Source organism: Hyphomicrobium sp. MC1 (assembly GCF_000253295.1).
Lineage (GTDB): Bacteria > Pseudomonadota > Alphaproteobacteria > Rhizobiales > Hyphomicrobiaceae > Hyphomicrobium_B.
The window spans coordinates 872,071-888,341 of sequence record NC_015717.1; the positions used below are offsets into that span (position 1 = coordinate 872,071).

Here is a 16,271-nt window from a genome sequence, read left to right on the forward strand (position 1 = left end):
AAAGCCCTGGTGCTCGCGCTGGGGCTTTTGCGTGCGGTGCGAAGTGTGGAACGCTCGCGCGTGGTTCCCCGATTGAGGCTTTGGGAGCGACTGTCACGCCCCTGGATCAAATCCTGGATCAACTGGGGCCAAACAAAAAAGCGCAGGGAGGCTTTTGTCATGAATGCCGTCGAAATCCATGATCATGCCCGTAAGCTTTACGACGTGCAGGGCGCCAAGGCGCTCGCAGAAGCGACGCAGATGGTTCGTCGCTATGAAAAGACCGGAGACGAGCGCACGGCAGAAGACTGGCGGCGCATCGAGCTGGCGCTCCGGCAGCTTCTCGGGCCTCGCGTCAGCTAGTTGCCGACGCGGCGTTACGAAAGCTTCGCACCGATGCAGACGTGGGCTGCATAATCGAAGCGGCCTTGGTGGAAAGCGGCGCTGCGGCCGCTGTGCCGGGCGACATCGCGCACGACGTCTTCGAGCTCCTGACGTGGCGTGACGCTGAATTTCGTCAGCCACGCGCGCATGCCGCGTCGCGCCAAGGAGGGCATGGTCGCCATCGTGCCGAAATCGACGATGTGCAGTTCGCCCGTTGGCGAGAGCTGTGAGACGGCGCGGGCGATGACGTCCTGCCAGGGCGGGATCATCGACAGTGCGTATGAAATGAAGATGCGGTCGATGTTGGCGATACCGAAAAGTTCGGACGCCGAGAACGTCGTGGCGTCTGCCTGGGCAATCGTGACGATGTCGCGAAACGGGCTGCGATCGATCGAGGCACGCGCCGTCTTCAACATTTCTTCGGAAACGTCGAGACCGTAGAACTTCGCAAGCGGATAGCGGCGCGCGGCGCGCAGTAGATTGCGGGCCGTACCGCAGCCGACTTCGAGCACCGTGCCGCCGACCGGAGGCGCAAGCTCGGCGATCATCTGATCGCGGCCGATCAGATAGTAGCGTCGTGTGAAATCATAAATGTAGCGTTGATGGCGATACATGCCATCCATGGCGCTCGCAGCGCTTTCGGTCATTGCGGCGGCGTCGCTCATAAGACGATCAGGCGTTCTTGATGTAGAGGTGGAAACCGCCGTAGATCGCCGAGCGATCCTTGGCGTGGATCTCAGCGGACTTGGCAGCGTCATAGGTCCACTGGCCGAGCGTCGCGTCGGCGACGCGGCCCGGCAGGATGCTTTCCTCGCCCGCGGTGCGGAAGATGACGCGGGCGCCGGGGCGCGCAGTGCGGGTGATTTGATCCCACAACGCATTCAAGGCTGCGTCGTCCATCCAGTCCTGGGCATCGAGCAGGATATAGCGATCGAGGCTTTCGGCCGGCTCGCCGGAGAGGAAGCGGATCATGTTGTCGTGAACAACCTCGACTCGGTTGGCGCGCGCCTTGATCGCCATGAAGTTCGCTTTTTCGAGATACGGTGGGCAGGGGCCTTCGCCCTGCGTTGCGTAGCTGCGGCCGAATGCCTGCCAAGCGAAATAGTTGTCTTTCAGATCGAAGCCCGTCGCCAGGCGTTCGGCGCGTTCCTTCAAAACGTCGGCCATCGTGCGAGCGCCGCTGCCGGAAAGCGCGTCATACTGCACCGGCGGAATGCCGAGGCCGAACAGCGACGCCCGGTTTGACGTGATCCAGCGCAAGACAGGATGGCTGAAGGCCGGTCCGATGTCGCGCGCAAAGATCTCGCGCTGCTCTTCGATCGAACGGGCTTCAAGCAGACGCTTCGGTTTGGCGCCGAACACGCGCGCAGCGAGATGGCCTGTCGCGATGAAGCGGCCGAGCAGCCCGAAATGATAGAAATTGCGCGCGAAGCGCGTGATGCGGCGGCGGCCCGTCAGCTCGCGGCCTTCCCAATAGGCGCGGGTATCGGCGTCGAGATGCGGCGCGATGAGATCGTTATAGAGGGCGACGTTGCGGCGGTCGTTGGCGGCGCCGAAGAAGCGATAGAACGTAGCGTGGTTCGGCAGATGCTGAGCTGCGGCGACCTTCAGCTTGAGCAGCGCGATGTGCGTGGCGTTGAGATCGACGGCATAGATGCGCGCCGGATTGGCCGACAGGTAGCTCATGACATTGCAGCCGCCGGAGGCAATCGTCATGATGCGCGTTTGCGGGGTGATTTCGAGCGCGTCCATGTCGGCGCGCGGATCTTCCCATATCTGCGGGTAGACCATCGAACGGAAGGCGAAGGTGAAGGTGCGCTCAAGGATACCGGCGAGGCTCAGCGCACGGTTCTGGTGCACAGCTTCGCTCAGAAGATCGATGCTCGTCGGTTCGAGGGCTTTAGCGGTCGCGTTCACGTGGGATACTCCGTTCGCCGGCTCGCTTTTCGTCCGGCATAATTGCCGTTAAGCGGCTTCAATCAACCAGCGGCCGGAAGGTGCCTGTGAGGCGCGCGCGGCCAAGTGCTCTTTCCAACGAATGATTTCAAATTGGCCGTCGAAGCGTTCGCCGATGGCGGTGCAGCTTTCGACCCAGTCGCCGCAGTTCATGTAGTGAATGCCGTCGATCTGGCGCGAGTTGGCGTGATGGATGTGGCCGCAGATAAGACCTTGCGCCTCACGGCGCTTGGCCTCGCCGGCCAGCGCGTCCTCGAATTCGCCGATGTAGTTCACGGCGCTTTTCACTTTGTGCTTCAGAAAAGCCGAAAGCGACCAATGACCGAGGCCGAACATGCGGCGAGCAAAGTTCAGCGGCACGTTGAGCGCGAGAGCTGCGTCATAAGACCGGTCGCCGAGAAATGCGAGCCAGCGGGCGTAGCGCACGACGACGTCGAATTCGTCACCGTGCAGAATGAGATAGCGCTTGCCGTCGGCGGCTTCATGGATGGCATCGCGGCGGATTTCGACGCCGCCGAAATTCATGCCGGTATAGTCGCGCAGGCCGTCATCGTGGTTGCCCGGAATGTAGACGACGCGGGTGCCTTTACGCGCCTTGCGCAGAAGCTTCTGCAAAACGTCATTGTGGCTCTGCGGCCAATAAGGACCGCGGCGGACTTTCCAGAAATCGACGATATCGCCGACGAGGTAGAGGTTCTGGCATTCGACGTATTTCAGAAAGTCGAGAAGAGCAGTCGATTGGCAATTGCGCATTCCGAGGTGAATGTCGGAAATAAAAACGGTTCGGTAGTTCAATTCCGGATTTGGTGCGCTCAAGGTCGGCCCCCAGTCAGTGCGCTTCCCATAAATGCGTCTATGCATTTCATGTAAAACGTAGGACGGGATTCATGTAACAGGCGTATGACGAACGCCTGCGGCCGGTAGTGTTGAGTGTAAGAAATCGCAGCTATTTATGGGTTTACCAACAGCGCGAGGCGGCGCGCGCGAGATATGCCGGCGGTTTCGATCGCCGCAAAAGTGTCATATGGCGAATATGCCACACACTGATGATTGCGCTGCCATCCACGCGACGGCAGCGCAATTTCGTATCAGTATTCGATGCGCTGAAAGATATGCTCCCAGGCGTAGAGCAGAATGGTGTCGACAGCGCCAACTAGAAGAAACGCCAGCGCAATCGGTGATGTCGAATTTTCGGGAAGGCCCATATCGACGCCCCTTGTCGATACGGCCAATGCTGCAGTCAGACTGAGAAGAGCGAGAACGGCGAAGACGATTTGAACGAACTTGAGCGAACGTTCACGCTCACGGCCGATGCTGTCCATCAGGGTGTCTCCTCAACGCGATACAAATGGGTGAACCCCGGAGAGAGACTTTAGTCGGAGCATAAGCAAAGGTGAAGTGAAATTTAATGATTTGTTAAGTAACAGCTTCGCGCGCCAGCTCTTTAAGCATTCTGCTTTGACGTTCAGCATCGGCGGGAAAATTCTCCGAGATCCACCAGCGCTCGAAGGCACTAAGGATGCCGCCGACTTTCGGACCTGGTTGAATGCCGAGTGCAAGGACGTCGTTCCCGGTGAAGGGCATGACCGGAATTTTCCAGCGATCGGCGAGTAATGCGCGGGCGCGCCAGCGCGGATCGGTGCTGGGGGCACCAGATTGTGCCCAGGCAAGGCGGACGGCGCGCGCGAAGGCATCGGCGCCGAGCCTGTAAAGTGCAGCTTGTGCAATCGCTTCGGACGTTTCCGGGGCGATGCCGGGATCGCCTGCGGATGCGCTTTTGAGACGCTCGGCTTCGGCATTCGAGAGCCGAAGCTCGCGGCCGAGAAAGGCTGCATCTTCCGGATTGTTGACGGCAAGCGCGGCAAGGCGCGCGAGCGCATCGGGTGGCTCGCCCAGTGCGGCTTCGATCGCAACGAAGCGCGCAAAGCGGTCAGGTTCGAGGCGCGTCCTGACGACAAGCTGAAGGATGCCGCTTTTTTCCATGGCGTTGACGACATCGACGGCGTTCAGCGCTGCGAGCAGTTTCAGCATTTCGGCGCGGACGCGCTCAGCGGAGAGCAGCGATAGTCCGTCTTTCAAGGCATTTGCTGCCGCCAGCCCTGCGGGATCGAGCTGGCCCTTTCCGTATTCGGCGCTGAAACGGAAGAAGCGCAGAATGCGCAGGTAATCCTCGCGGATGCGTGCCTCGGCATCGCCGATGAAGCGAACGCGACGTTGGCGTAGATCATCGAGGCCGCCGACGAAATCGTAGACGATGCCGTCGGCCGAGCAATAAAGCGCGTTGATCGTGAAGTCGCGGCGGGCGGCGTCTTCTTCCCAGGAGGTGGTGAAGGTGACGACGGCATGACGGCCGTCCGTCTCGACATCGTGGCGCAACGTCGTCACTTCAAAGGATCGCTTGTCAGCGACAACGGTAACGGTGCCGTGGTCTATGCCAGTCGGATATGCGCCAAGACCGGCATTGGCAGCGAGGCGCATGACGTCGGCGGGCAGAGCTGTCGTTGCGATGTCGATATCCTTGACGGGGCGGTTGATCATTGCGTTGCGCACAGCGCCGCCGACAACGCGGGCTTCCGCCCCGCCGGCAGAAAGCGCGGCGAAGACCTTTGCAAGCGCCGGGGCTCGTAGCCATTCGGCACTCATGCGGGTCGATTTGATGGCTGTATCAGTCATGCCGTTTCAGTCCTGCAATCACGGCTTTGCCGTCGGGGGCAGCGTTTTCGTCTCGTGAATGCTGCGCGCCGGTTCGAGCTTCCCGTCGACGACGGAGGCGGGCACATAGACGTCGTCGGGGCTGTTATAGGTGCGGGACGAAAACACGACGAGCGTCGCGAGCATCACGGCAGCGCCGGCAAAGAAGAGACGGATCAAGGGGGCACGGCTCAAGACCGTCATCAGGCCAGGCCATTCATCTTCGGAGAATGCAATCCAGGCGATGTAGAGGAACGTCGGCAGCAGGAAGAAAAAAATATTCTCGGTAACGATGCGGATCATGTGCTGAACAGTCTCCGATAGAGCGTGCGGATTATTCCCGCTGTCGCGCCCCATATATAGCGTTCACCGTAAGGCATCGCATAGAACCTGCGTTCTGCACCGCGCCAGACGCGACTGTGGATCTCGTGATTGGCTTCGTTCATCAAAAAGGCAAACGGAACCTCGAAAACGTCGGCGACCTCGTCCGGATTGGCCGTAAGCGTGAAGCCCGGACGTACGAGCGCGACCGAGGGCGTGATGATGTAGCCGGTGCCGGTGCGATAAGGCGAGAGATAACCGACCGGCTCGATGAAAGCCGCATCCAGGTTAATCTCTTCGCGCGTCTCCCGCAGCGCAGCAGCGAGAGGCGTTGCGTCTTGCTGCTCGACTTTCCCGCCGGGGAAGGCGATTTGTCCGGCGTGCGAGGGCAAATGGTCCGTTCGTGCCGTCAGCAGCACGGTCAGAGGCTCACGGGCGACGATGGGTACCAGGACGGCTGCGTGGCGCAGGCCAGCGGAAAATGGACCGAGGCCGGGGTTCAGATCGTCATCGCCAGGTGACTGCGGTTCATTCAGTTCAGGCGGGCTCGCAAGCAGCCGCGCACGTGCCAGGCGCTCGAAATCGGCAGCCTCGATATCCGGCGTTGCCATATTGGAGGCAGAAAGCGGGTTCATTTCGCAACCTGGCAGAAATTGAAGCGTGACCGTCCTGGGGTGGCCGGGGGCGGCTGAATCACGCTATTTTTGATTCGTCATTTAACTTGCGTCGTGTTTAGGGGCAGATGGGACTGCGCGTGGCTTACTTACGTATGACATCGCCGTTTCGGAAGCAGGGCATTTCGGCGCCCGCCCTGGCGCTCACGCTGGTTTGCCTCATGGTGCCGATCGCGCCGCCGCGCGCGACCGCGATGTCGACCATCGATTTTCTGACGTCGCTGTCCGATAGCGAGATAGAAGCTTTTCAAGTCTGGAAGACGGCGCGACAGAATTTCGAAGAGAAGCTCGATGCCTACTGGGATGCGGTCGAGCAGAAGCGAACTCTTCGCAAGCGTAAACGCGCAAAGGATATTCCGTTTTCGGCAAACGACTACGTGATGAGCTTTCCGCCAAAGTATGGAGGGCCGTCGCTGTCAGGTTCGCTCGCGTCGAAATATGGCCGATTCCTGGATGCGCAGCGGGAGGCCAACCCGTCGCCAAGCCGGGAGCTGGCAACCATTCCCGACTACCTCGCGGCCGCGAAGCGCGTCTACAACTTCGTGCCCGAACGCGTGACGGAAAAAGAGTTCAAGCTGCGCTATGCGTCAGAGGCTGCGGCCCTCGGTCTGTCGAAGGAGCAGGTGGTGCGTGTCTACGCGCTCGAAACGGGTGGCGTCGGCACCTACGATACGCAGGCCGGAATTCATCCGATCAAGAAGACAGGCCGCGCCATTTCCAGCGCCATTGGCTATGGCCAGCTTCTCGATGCCAATTCGATCAATGAACTGGCGCGCAGCGGGCCGACATTCATTCGGCTGCTGACTGCGAGATATCATGATCCGCGCAATTCGCCGGCCCGAAAAGCGCTGCTGCGGCACAAGCTGGTTGTGCTGAAGAAGATGTACGCGAACGTCAAGCATCAGCCGTTCGAATGGCATGTGCAGCAGGCCTATGCCAAGACGCAGGCGGGTATGGGTATTCACACTCTGAATATCGACGGTGACATTGGGCCGATGCTGCAGGCGATGAAGCTCAAGACACTGCAGGATTTGGCCGCCAAGAATGGACGGCGTTCGCTGTCGGGCGCCGAACTCGAGCTGATGAATCTCGCGGGGCCCGTCACGGGGCTCGAGATGATGGATGGAGCGGGATCACGCGCGCCCACGTCGAACTTCTTTTCGCGGCGGGCTTATTACGTGAACAAGATGGTGATGGGTTTGACCGGCTCGCAGCTTCAGGCTGAACTCGACCGGCGCATGACGCACGCGCTGACGACGCCGGGTTCATTGGAATTCGCGAATGCCTTCGACGCAGTCGAGGCGCGGCGGGAGGCCGAGCGCTGAGCGCACGGCCTCCGTTCAGTCACGCATAAGCGTCGTTACGCGTTTTGCGATTCAAGTGCGGGATAGTCGGTGTAACCCTTTTCCGTACCGCCATAGAACGAGTCCGGATCAGGCGGATTCAACGGCGCATCGAGCTTGAAGCGCAGCGGCAGATCGGGATTGGCGATGAACACCTTGCCGAAAGCGACGGCGTCGACCGTTCCGGCCTCGATGGCGGCCTGCGCCGTTTCCTTGGTGAATTTCTCATTGGCAATTAAGACGCCGCCGAAACGCTTCTTCAACTCGGGGCTGATAGAGTCCGGTCCCTGATATTCGCGCGTGCAGATGAACGCGATCTTGCGCTTGCCGACTTCTGTCGCGACGTAGCCGAATGTTTCGAGCGGGTTGCTGTCGCCCATGTCTTGCGAGTCGCCGCGGGGCGCGAGGTGGAGACCGACGCGGTCGGCGCCCCAGACTTCGATGCAGACATCGACGACTTCAAGCATCAGGCGGGCGCGGTTTTCGATCGAGCCGCCGTAGGCGTCGGTGCGCTTGTTGGTCTTATCCTGCAGGAACTGATCGAGCAGGTAGCCGTTGGCGCCATGGACTTCGACGCCATCGAAGCCCGCGCGTTTGGCGTTCTCAGCGCCGCGGCGATAGTCGGCGATGACGCCTGGGATTTCGCTCAATTCGAGGGCACGGGGCGTCACGTATTCTTTCTTCGGCCGCACGAGGCTGACGTGGCCTTTCGGTGCGATGGCGCTGGGCGCAACGGGAAGCTTGCCGTCGAGATATATTGGGTCGGAGATGCGTCCAACGTGCCAGAGTTGCAGCAGGATGGTTCCGCCTGCCGCGTGGACTGCGTCGGTGATTTTCTTCCAGCCCGCGACCTGCTCTTCCGACCAGATGCCGGGCGTGTCGGGGTAGCCGACGCCCATCGGGGTCACGGAGGTGGCTTCGGTTAGCATCAAGCCTGCCGAGGCGCGCTGGACGTAATATTCAAGCATCATGTCATTCGGCACACGACCAGCGCTGGCGCGGCAGCGCGTAAGCGGAGCGAGGACGACGCGATTCTTCAGCGAGAATGCGCCTGCTTTGAGCGGATCGAACAGAGTTGTCATAGGGGATTTCCCGAAGTTTGCCGGCAAGGAACAGTCGAGAGGGTGCATCTAGTTCGATAGAACTGAACCGGTGAACATGTGGCACGATCTATCTGGCGGACAACTGCGGCTTTCGACCGCCCCAGGCGGTGGAAGAGCCAATGTTCTTGTTTTGGCTTCCTGCCGGCCGTCACGCGGCCCTGTCGCTTGCTGCGCCGGGGATTGTTTCGACACCAGATTCATCAGGCCCGGTAGCGGCTCGCTGTGCAAGGGCGGCCGGTTCATAGGTGATATCCCGGACGGTGCCGTTGCAGGCTTCTTTCACGGTTCGTCCGAGACGCAAAAGCACGCTCTCGTGGATTTTTTCGTTGAGCGAAATCAGGTCGCGTCCGATTTTGCCGGTGCGCCGTTTGCTGGTTAATGGCTGATCTTCGAGGCTCTGCTGAATCGCACGGTTTGCGGGCATCAATCGGCTGAAGGCGTATGGCCAGCCGGTTGCTGACGCATGCTGCAAGCCGAGGTGATCAGGTTTGCTGTCTCGGCGCAGCTTATCGATGTCGATGGCGAGGCTCGTCTTGGCCTGAATGCGTTCGGCCATCCAGAGCAGTGCGATGTCCGAGAGAGCCGTTTCCGGCCAACCACCTCCGACGTCGGCGTGCGTACCGGCAAACCACATCTGCTCGACGTGCTGGCGCGATGGCAATCGGCCATCTTCGGGATAGGTCATAAGCGTCGGGCGGAACGGGCTTCGCGCTTCGTCGATCGACAGCGCATGCAGCGCGACGTCGATGGTGTCGTGCAGCCGCATGTCGTGATAATCGAATTTGCGGCTCAGCCAGTCCCAAGATCGATACGGATTGCCGACATTGCCGACGGTGTCCCAGAGGCCGAGACAGCGAATGCGAACCGGGTAATGGCAGGCGGCGCCGATTTCTGCGATGGCGTCGAAATTACGTTTGCGCTCGGGCTGGCGATATATGCGCCAAGCGTCGTCGATTGAAAAATCGCTGCCCTTCTCCGCGAGGCCGAACAGAGTGATGAAACTTGCGAGGCTGCGGGCTTCGTAAGCGCCACGCGAAAATCCGAAGAGATAGATCTCATCGCCCGGCTCGTAAGCGTTGCAGAGAAACTGATAGGCCGCCTTGATGCGGTCGCCAATCTCGAAGCCGAGCGCGCCCTTGAGAAAGGCCAAGCCGTGATCTTGCGACGAGGCAATTCCAACGACATAGCGGACGAGTTGGCGGACGCCTCGATTGTCTTCGTAAAGGACCGCACGGCTGAGCTTGGCGACGTTCGTCAGCGGTGACGCGTCGTCATCATCGTTCCAGGTGCCGTCGAGCGCGCAGACGAGCCGTTTCATCCTGCCGTGCTCCCGAAGGCCTCCGCTGCCGAGACGAGGCATTCGCCCCGCTTTGCTCTCGGCGCGCATAAGGCCCGAGGGTTAGATCGCTCGGAGGTTATACGGACGCGTGCGGAAGGGTAAACCCATCGCAGCAGGAAACGCGGCGACGGACGTGTTCAGGAATGGCGAAACGGCCACAATATCCGCAATCTGCCATCCTCGGGCCAAGCCCGAGGATGACGTCATGTTTGTAAAATCAGGGCCACTTCACCACGGGCGGCATCGAAGACAGGATCGACTCCGTGTTGCCGCCGGTTTTCAGACCGAACGTCGTGCCGCGGTCGTAGAGCAGATTGTATTCGACGTAGCGGCCACGGCGGATCAATTGCTCTTCGCGCTGCGCATCCGAGTACGGCATTGTGTAATTGCCACGCACCAGCATCGGATAGACGCTGTGGAATGCGCGTCCGACATCCTGGGTGAAAGCGAAGGCTGCATCCCAGCCGCCTTCGGCATCGGAAGGCGTCAGATAATCGTAGAAAATGCCGCCGACGCCGCGCGGTTCGTTCCGGTGCGGCAGGAAGAAATATTCATCGCACCAGTTCTTGAGCTTCGTGTAATCGACGATCGGGTGGTTGGCGCAGGCGCCGTACATGGCGGCATGAAAAGCGAGCGTATCTGCATCCGACTGCGTGCGACGCTTGTCGAGCACCGGTGTCAGGTCCGCTCCGCCGCCGAACCACCACTTGTTCGTCACGATCATGCGCGTGTTCATATGAACCGCAGGCACGTTAGGGTTGATTGGGTGGCCGATGAGCGAAATGCCCGACGCCCAGAACTCCGGGTTTTCTTCGGCGCCGGGAATTTGTTTGCGGAACTCCGGGGCAAATTCGCCGTAAACCGTGGATGTGTGCACGCCGACTTTCTCGAAAACGCGGCCATGCATGAGGCTCATCACGCCGCCGCCGGCATCAGGTTCACCGGCTTTGGCGCGATTCCAGGGCGTGCGGACGAAGGTGCCCGGCGCGTCTTTTCCGTGTGGAGCGTCTTCGGGAAGGCTTGTTTCCAGCTTCTCGAACGCTGTGCAGATGTCGTCGCGCAGTTTTTCAAACCACGCACGCGCGGTGGCTTTTTTCTGCTCTAGTGGCATTTCAGGGGCGTTCATGGATTTATCTGAGCTATGTCTTGTTTTTGACCGAAAAGACCCTTAGCTCCAACCGACATCAACGATCAACATCCGGTCGCCGTCGCCAGTCGGATCTAGCCCGACTTTGCGAGCAGGCGCCGCTTTCGTCATTGCGATAGATCATGTTGCGCCGACTTATGAGCTGGGGTGAGACCCGCATCAAGCCGTTCGACGAGCGCGCGATCGTGCGCCCGCCCGATACACTGTGGGCTTTCTATTGGTTTTTTATCAAGCCTCTTTGGCCGTTTTTCGTGCTGCTCCTGATCGCTGGCTGCCTGGGCTCGACCATCGAAGTGGCGTTGATGGGCTTTATCGGTGCGATCGTCGACAAAATGCGGACGCATGGCGATCCGGCGACGTTCGTTTCGAGCTACGGGTGGATGCTGGCGGGCATGGCGTTCGTGGCGCTGGTGCTGCGGCCAGTCATCTCGACGGCGCACGACTTCATCAAGAACCAGATGCTTTCTGCGGGCTGCACAACGCGCATTCGGTGGCAGACGCATCGCTACGTGCTGCGGCAGAGCCTCGGTTTCTTCCAGAACGATTTCGCGGGCCGCGTCGCCAACAAGATCATGCAGACGGGCACATCGCTGCGTGAAAGCGTCGTCCAGCTGATCGACGCGCTGTGGTATGCAAGCGTGCAGTTCATCGGTTCGGCGCTGCTGTTTGCGGCATCCGACTGGCGGCTGACCATTCCGCTGATCGCTTGGCTCGTCGCTTACGTCGTGGCGCTGCGCTATTTCGTGCCGCGCATCAAGGCGCGCTCGACGGAAGCATCGGAAGCTCGTTCGATGCTCGTCGGCCGCATTGTCGACAGCTATACGAACATCATGACCGTGAAGCTCTTCGCGCATGCCGAGCGCGAGGATATCTACGCGCGCGAGGCGCTGACCGAGCAGATGACGAAGTGGCAGGCGTCTCTGCGTCTCATCACCGGCATGGAAATCACGCTCTATTCGCTCAACGGCCTGCTGCTCGTTGCGACGACAGGAACGGCGATCTGGCTGTGGACTCTGCATCACGTCTCAGTCGGCGACATTGCGGTCGTCGGCGGTCTTGTCATTCGTATCGTGACGATGTCGGGCTGGGTGATGTGGACGATTGCGGACGTGTTCGAGAACATCGGCGTCGTGCATGAAGGCATGGAGACGATCTCGCGGCCGAATCTGCTCGTCGATGCGCCGGATGCGAAGCCGGTCGTCGTGCCGCGCGGAGAAATCCGCTTCGATCACATTCATTTCCACTACGGAGCAGGACGTGCGTCTGCAGAAGATGCGCCGCCGCGCGTGATCGAGGATCTTTCGCTAAAGGTGCGGCCGGGTGAGAAGGTTGGTCTGGTCGGGCGCTCCGGCGCTGGCAAGTCGACGCTCGTCAATCTGCTGCTGCGGTTCTACGACCTCGAAGGCGGCCGTATTCTGATCGACGGGCAGGACATCTCGCGTGTCACGCAGGACAGCCTGCGCGCGGAAATCGGGATGGTGACGCAAGACACGTCGCTATTACACCGGTCGGTGCGCGATAACATCCTCTACGGCCGTCTCGATGCCACGGACGAGGACGTGATCGCCGCGGCAAAGCAGGCCGAGGCGCATGACTTCATCATGGCCCTTGAGGACCTTAAGGGCCGCAAGGGTTACGATGCGCATGTCGGCGAACGCGGCGTGAAGCTTTCGGGCGGCCAGCGGCAACGCATTGCGATAGCGCGCGTGTTGCTGAAGAACGCGCCGATCCTGGTGCTCGACGAGGCGACGAGTGCGCTTGATTCAGAGGTCGAGTCTGCGATCCAATCGAGCTTCGAGAAGCTGATGGACGGCAAGACCGTGATTGCGATCGCACACCGGCTTTCGACTATTGCGGCGATGGACCGGCTGGTCGTGATGGAAGACGGCCGGATTGTGGAAGAAGGTTCGCATGCGGACCTTCTGAAGCGCGGCGGTCTTTACGCCCAGCTGTGGCTGCGCCAGTCCGGCGGCTTCCTTGCACGCGAGGCGGCTGAGTAATCCCGCCGCTAACGCTTGCTACGTTGGCTGCTGGCGAAAGCGGGAACTTTCTGCGCCAAAAAAGCCTGAAGCTCGCTCGCCGCGTGGCGGATATTGAAGAAGCGCGGCACGTCTTTCTTGTAGTCGAGATAGGCGCGGCCGTAGCGGGCTTCGAGCCACGGCTCTTCCGTTCGCGCCATCATGGCATAAACAATGACGAGTGCTGCTGCGAGAAGCGTGGCGTCCCACGACCAAGCCGCTAATCCGAGTGTCGTGAAGGCGAGAATGGCCGTCGCGTATTGCGGATTTCGCGTCCAGCGATAGACACCGGTCGTCTCAAGGCCGCTCGCCTGACAGTAGGTTGCCTTTCGGCCGAGCGACCACAGCGTATAAATATAAGCGACACCTGCGATGAACGCGACGGCAGCGAGCGCGACGCGGAACGGCGCTAGCGGTCCGGACAGCGTTATCAGGAAACGCTCAGCCGCGAGGATCAGGACCGAGACGTTTAACGTCCGAAAAAGTGTCCAGAAGGCAAAGCTTTTTGCTGACCCGACCGGGGGCGCGGGCCAAATCCGCCAAGCGGCGTTGATCCGGCCGGCCAGCATTCCCGCAATCAACAGAAGCGCCGAGGCGACGCCAGCAATGATCAGAATGAAGTCGATCGGCATGCGATTCTGCGACGTGTCGGTGCGATCCGACAGATTTGCAGCATTCGCGTGTCACGCGTGCGACAGGGCGGGACGCGTCAGGCGGCGGGAAAGCCGTGCGTTTGCCGCAGCGCTTCGCCGAGCACGATGGCAGCGGCGACGGCAACGTTCAACGATCTGAGACCGGGTCGCATCGGTATGGTGATGCGTGCATCGGCTTGGTTGTGGACGGCATCGGGAACGCCGGCGCTTTCGCGGCCAAGCAGCAGTGTATCGTTCGGCGCGAAAGCGAAGTCGCAATGCGTCGATGTCGCCTTCGTTGTGAGAAGGACGAGACGCCCCGGCGGTTCGGCGGAAGCGCGTCGTGCGGCCATGAAGGCATCGAAGCTTACGTGGCGTGTGAGATCGACGAAAGGCAAGTAATCGAGCGCGGCGCGCTTCAAGGAACGATCACTCATGTCGAAGCCGGTCGGGCCGATGACGTGGACGGGCACGCCAAAGCAGGCCCCGAGGCGAAGGATCGTTCCGGTGTTCTGAGCAATGTCGGGTTGATAGAGGGCGAGGCGCATCCGGGGTGTCTGGGGATCTCAGAGATTCATGTCTACTGCGACATGTGCGCCAAATTGCCCCTCACTTTTTGTCGCGCTTTCCGATTGATAGCGGCATCAAACGCTGTCAAAACATCCAACTAGGGAAGAAATGAACGAACTAGAGACCAAAAAATAGGCAATCGGCGGCAGGCACTGTCCTATGCAACCGGTGAAGCCTCTGGCTCTGGTTCCCCAATGCGGGAGGCGTGCGTTGAGCACAGATGCCTTAGAGCCGCACCGCCGGGATTTCCTGGTGGTTGCTGGAAACGCGTTCGCCGCTGTCGGCGCCGCGTCGCTTCTTTGGCCTTTCATTCAGCAGATGAACCCCGACGCCAGCACGATGGCGCTGTCGTCGGTGGAGGTCGATCTTGCTCCGGTGAAAGAAGGGCAGGCGATCACTGCGATGTGGCGCGGCAAGCCGATCTTCATCCGTAATCGGACGAAGGCCGAGATCGAATCGGCGCTGGCTGTACCCGTGAAGGATCTGCCCGATCCGCTGGCGCGGAACGAGGATCTGCCGACGGACGATCCGGCAACCGATGCTAACCGCACCAAGGCCGGGCACGAGAACTGGATCATCATCATCGGCATTTGCACGCATCTGGGCTGCATTCCCAAGGGGCAAGCTCTCGGCGATGATCGCGGTGAGTACGGCGGCTGGTTCTGCCCGTGCCACGGCTCGCAATACGATACCTCCGGACGCATTCGTAAGGGACCGGCACCCCGCAATATGGAAGTGCCGCCTTATGCGTTCACGACCGCAACAAAAATCAAAATCGGTTAGGGGGGAGAGAGCATATGGGAGCCCGAACCTCGAATTACGTGGCCGAAACGCGGTGGGGCAAGTGGCTCGACGAGCGCTTGCCGATCGGCCGTGTGGTGAAGAACCAGTTCATCGACTATCCAACGCCGCGGAACCTCAATTACCTGTGGACCTTCGGCGGCATCCTGACGCTGATCCTCGTCGGACAGATCGCGACGGGCGTGGTGCTGGCGATGCACTATCAGCCGAGCGCGACAGGCGCGTTCAATTCGATCGAGCAGATCCGCCGCGACGTGAACTACGGCTGGATGCTGCGTAATTTCCACGCCGTCGGCGCGTCGATGTTCTTCTTCGCCGTCTACATCCATATCTTTCGCGGCTTCTATTACGGCTCGTATAAGGCCCCGCGCGAAGTGCTGTGGATCCTTGGCGTGTTGATCATGCTGCTGATGATGGCGACGGCGTTCATGGGCTACACGCTGCCGTGGGGGCAGATGAGCTTCTGGGGCGTGACGGTCATCACCAACCTCTTTTCCGCGCTCGATACGATCGTCAACGGGCTCGGAACGGCGGTCGTCGAATGGCTGTGGGGCGGTTATGCCGTCTCGGGCGTGACACTCAATCGCTTCTTCTCGCTGCATTACCTCTTGCCGTTTGTGCTGACGGGCGTGGTCGGGCTGCACATCTGGGCGCTCCATATCGTCGGGCAGAACAATCCGACAGGGCTCGATCTCAAGGAGCCAACCGACTGCGTGCCGATGCATCCTTATGCGACGTCGAAGGATGCGGTCGGGATTTTCGCTTTCCTTCTGCTTTACGCGTGGTTCGTGTTTTTCGTGCCGGACTATCTGGGGCACGCCGACAATTACATCGAAGCGAACCCGCTGGTGACGCCGCCGCATATCGTGCCGGAATGGTATTTCCTGCCGTTCTACGCGATCCTGCGCGCCTTCACGAGCTCGTTCCTCGGCATTCCGCTCGGGCAGTATGCCAAGCTTTGCGGCGTCGTCGCGATGTTCTCCGCCGTGATCATCATCGCGTTCGCGCCGTGGCTCGATACATCGCGCATTCGGTCGGCGAAGTACCGGCCGATCTTCAAGTGGTTCTTCTGGTTCTTCGTCTTCACCTGCGTATCGCTCGGCTATCTCGGATCGAAACCGGCGGAAGGTGTGTATGTGGTCGCCGCGCAGATCTTCACGGTCTGCTACTTCCTGTTCTTCCTCGTTGCGATGCCGATCGTCGGCCTTATTGAAACGCCGCGAAGGCTGCCGCGCTCGATCACGGAATCGGTGCTCAGCAAGGGCGGAGCGGGGCTGCCGTCGGGTGCCGCTGCCGCACCTGAGACGCGGTGA

At 60.4% G+C, this 16,271-nt stretch carries 17 protein-coding genes; 5 read left to right on the top strand and 12 right to left on the bottom strand.

Translation table 11 applies throughout. From position 1 onward, the window contains the following. Positions 1 to 159: 159 nt before the first annotated feature. Positions 160 to 342: a hypothetical protein gene (locus HYPMC_RS04125; protein WP_013946539.1), complete on the top strand. Its 183-nt coding sequence runs from the start codon at positions 160 to 162 to the stop codon at positions 340 to 342. A 14-nt stretch (positions 343 to 356) separates the two neighbouring features. On the opposite strand, the gene HYPMC_RS04130 is transcribed toward HYPMC_RS04125, so the two are convergent. From HYPMC_RS04130 to HYPMC_RS04160, 7 genes are all read right to left on the bottom strand, one after another. Beyond that, the gene (locus HYPMC_RS04130; RefSeq protein WP_013946540.1) at positions 357 to 1,028 is read right to left on the bottom strand and encodes a class I SAM-dependent methyltransferase; all 672 of its coding nucleotides are present in this window, start codon (positions 1,026 to 1,028) and stop codon (positions 357 to 359) included. A gap of 7 nt (positions 1,029 to 1,035) precedes the next feature. Beyond that, positions 1,036 to 2,280, bottom strand: coding sequence for a DUF3419 family protein (locus HYPMC_RS04135; protein ID WP_013946541.1), 1,245 nt, complete (start codon positions 2,278 to 2,280; stop codon positions 1,036 to 1,038). 48 nt (positions 2,281 to 2,328) lie between these two features. Next, a complete protein-coding gene (locus HYPMC_RS04140) occupies positions 2,329 to 3,180 on the bottom strand; it encodes a UDP-2,3-diacylglucosamine diphosphatase (protein WP_013946542.1) in 852 nt (283 codons plus the stop codon). A 227-nt stretch (positions 3,181 to 3,407) separates the two neighbouring features. Further along, positions 3,408 to 3,641 carry a hypothetical protein gene (locus tag HYPMC_RS04145; protein ID WP_013946543.1) on the bottom strand — a complete coding sequence of 78 codons (234 nt, stop codon included), beginning with the start codon at positions 3,639 to 3,641 and terminating at the stop codon, positions 3,408 to 3,410. A gap of 94 nt (positions 3,642 to 3,735) precedes the next feature. Next, positions 3,736 to 4,992, bottom strand: coding sequence for a CCA tRNA nucleotidyltransferase (locus tag HYPMC_RS04150; RefSeq protein ID WP_013946544.1), 1,257 nt, complete (start codon positions 4,990 to 4,992; stop codon positions 3,736 to 3,738). Between the two features lie 18 nt (positions 4,993 to 5,010). Beyond that, positions 5,011 to 5,313: a DUF6111 family protein gene (locus tag HYPMC_RS04155; RefSeq protein WP_013946545.1), complete on the bottom strand. Its 303-nt coding sequence runs from the start codon at positions 5,311 to 5,313 to the stop codon at positions 5,011 to 5,013. Next, a complete protein-coding gene (locus HYPMC_RS04160) occupies positions 5,310 to 5,966 on the bottom strand; it encodes a CoA pyrophosphatase (protein WP_013946546.1) in 657 nt (218 codons plus the stop codon). Before HYPMC_RS04160 ends, HYPMC_RS04155 begins: the two co-directional genes overlap by 4 nt. Before the next feature lie 119 nt (positions 5,967 to 6,085). On the opposite strand from HYPMC_RS04160, the gene HYPMC_RS04165 reads away from it, so the two are divergent. Continuing rightward, positions 6,086 to 7,330 (top strand): hypothetical protein, encoded by a 1,245-nt coding sequence (locus HYPMC_RS04165; protein WP_155831186.1) that lies wholly within the window; start codon positions 6,086 to 6,088, stop codon positions 7,328 to 7,330. A gap of 35 nt (positions 7,331 to 7,365) precedes the next feature. Here HYPMC_RS04165 and HYPMC_RS04170 read toward each other — a convergent pair whose 3' ends face one another. The 3 genes from HYPMC_RS04170 to hemF form a co-directional block, all read right to left on the bottom strand. Further along, positions 7,366 to 8,430 (bottom strand): alkene reductase, encoded by a 1,065-nt coding sequence (locus tag HYPMC_RS04170; RefSeq protein WP_013946548.1) that lies wholly within the window; start codon positions 8,428 to 8,430, stop codon positions 7,366 to 7,368. 169 nt (positions 8,431 to 8,599) lie between these two features. Beyond that, on the bottom strand, positions 8,600 to 9,769 hold the full coding sequence (locus HYPMC_RS04175) for a DUF2235 domain-containing protein (protein WP_013946549.1): 1,170 nt from the start codon (positions 9,767 to 9,769) through the stop codon (positions 8,600 to 8,602). 238 nt (positions 9,770 to 10,007) lie between these two features. After that, positions 10,008 to 10,916, bottom strand: coding sequence for an oxygen-dependent coproporphyrinogen oxidase (gene hemF, locus HYPMC_RS04180; RefSeq protein WP_013946550.1), 909 nt, complete (start codon positions 10,914 to 10,916; stop codon positions 10,008 to 10,010). A gap of 143 nt (positions 10,917 to 11,059) precedes the next feature. On the opposite strand from hemF, the gene HYPMC_RS04185 reads away from it, so the two are divergent. Next, positions 11,060 to 12,937, top strand: coding sequence for an ABC transporter ATP-binding protein (locus HYPMC_RS04185; protein ID WP_035575733.1), 1,878 nt, complete (start codon positions 11,060 to 11,062; stop codon positions 12,935 to 12,937). 8 nt (positions 12,938 to 12,945) lie between these two features. Here the strand turns inward: HYPMC_RS04185 and HYPMC_RS04190 are convergent, their stop codons facing one another. Together HYPMC_RS04190 and HYPMC_RS04195 are read right to left on the bottom strand one after the other, a co-directional pair. Continuing rightward, positions 12,946 to 13,587 (bottom strand): isoprenylcysteine carboxylmethyltransferase family protein, encoded by a 642-nt coding sequence (locus HYPMC_RS04190; protein ID WP_013946552.1) that lies wholly within the window; start codon positions 13,585 to 13,587, stop codon positions 12,946 to 12,948. A 77-nt stretch (positions 13,588 to 13,664) separates the two neighbouring features. Further along, positions 13,665 to 14,135, bottom strand: a complete 471-nt coding sequence (locus HYPMC_RS04195; RefSeq protein ID WP_013946553.1) for a tRNA (cytidine(34)-2'-O)-methyltransferase — start codon at positions 14,133 to 14,135, stop codon at positions 13,665 to 13,667. Positions 14,136 to 14,316: 181 nt separating this feature from the next. Here HYPMC_RS04195 and petA point away from each other — a divergent pair, with 181 nt between their 5' ends. Then, entirely contained in the window at positions 14,317 to 14,940 is a 624-nt protein-coding gene (gene petA, locus HYPMC_RS04200; protein ID WP_013946554.1) for a ubiquinol-cytochrome c reductase iron-sulfur subunit, read from the top strand. A 14-nt stretch (positions 14,941 to 14,954) separates the two neighbouring features. Then, entirely contained in the window at positions 14,955 to 16,271 is a 1,317-nt protein-coding gene (locus tag HYPMC_RS04205) for a cytochrome b N-terminal domain-containing protein (RefSeq protein WP_013946555.1), read from the top strand.

Coding starts and splice junctions, on each gene's coding strand:
- HYPMC_RS04125 (WP_013946539.1), top strand. CDS start 160: ATGAATGCCGTCGAAATCCATGATCATGCCCGTAAGCTTTACGACGTG.
- HYPMC_RS04130 (WP_013946540.1), bottom strand. CDS start 1,028: ATGAGCGACGCCGCCGCAATGACCGAAAGCGCTGCGAGCGCCATGGAT.
- HYPMC_RS04140 (WP_013946542.1), bottom strand. CDS start 3,180: ATGCATAGACGCATTTATGGGAAGCGCACTGACTGGGGGCCGACCTTG.
- HYPMC_RS04145 (WP_013946543.1), bottom strand. CDS start 3,641: ATGGACAGCATCGGCCGTGAGCGTGAACGTTCGCTCAAGTTCGTTCAA.
- HYPMC_RS04150 (WP_013946544.1), bottom strand. CDS start 4,992: ATGACTGATACAGCCATCAAATCGACCCGCATGAGTGCCGAATGGCTA.
- HYPMC_RS04155 (WP_013946545.1), bottom strand. CDS start 5,313: ATGATCCGCATCGTTACCGAGAATATTTTTTTCTTCCTGCTGCCGACG.
- HYPMC_RS04160 (WP_013946546.1), bottom strand. CDS start 5,966: ATGAACCCGCTTTCTGCCTCCAATATGGCAACGCCGGATATCGAGGCT.
- HYPMC_RS04170 (WP_013946548.1), bottom strand. CDS start 8,430: ATGACAACTCTGTTCGATCCGCTCAAAGCAGGCGCATTCTCGCTGAAG.
- HYPMC_RS04175 (WP_013946549.1), bottom strand. CDS start 9,769: ATGAAACGGCTCGTCTGCGCGCTCGACGGCACCTGGAACGATGATGAC.
- hemF (WP_013946550.1), bottom strand. CDS start 10,916: ATGAACGCCCCTGAAATGCCACTAGAGCAGAAAAAAGCCACCGCGCGT.
- HYPMC_RS04185 (WP_035575733.1), top strand. CDS start 11,060: ATGTTGCGCCGACTTATGAGCTGGGGTGAGACCCGCATCAAGCCGTTC.
- HYPMC_RS04190 (WP_013946552.1), bottom strand. CDS start 13,587: ATGCCGATCGACTTCATTCTGATCATTGCTGGCGTCGCCTCGGCGCTT.
- HYPMC_RS04195 (WP_013946553.1), bottom strand. CDS start 14,135: ATGCGCCTCGCCCTCTATCAACCCGACATTGCTCAGAACACCGGAACG.
- petA (WP_013946554.1), top strand. CDS start 14,317: ATGCAACCGGTGAAGCCTCTGGCTCTGGTTCCCCAATGCGGGAGGCGT.
- HYPMC_RS04205 (WP_013946555.1), top strand. CDS start 14,955: ATGGGAGCCCGAACCTCGAATTACGTGGCCGAAACGCGGTGGGGCAAG.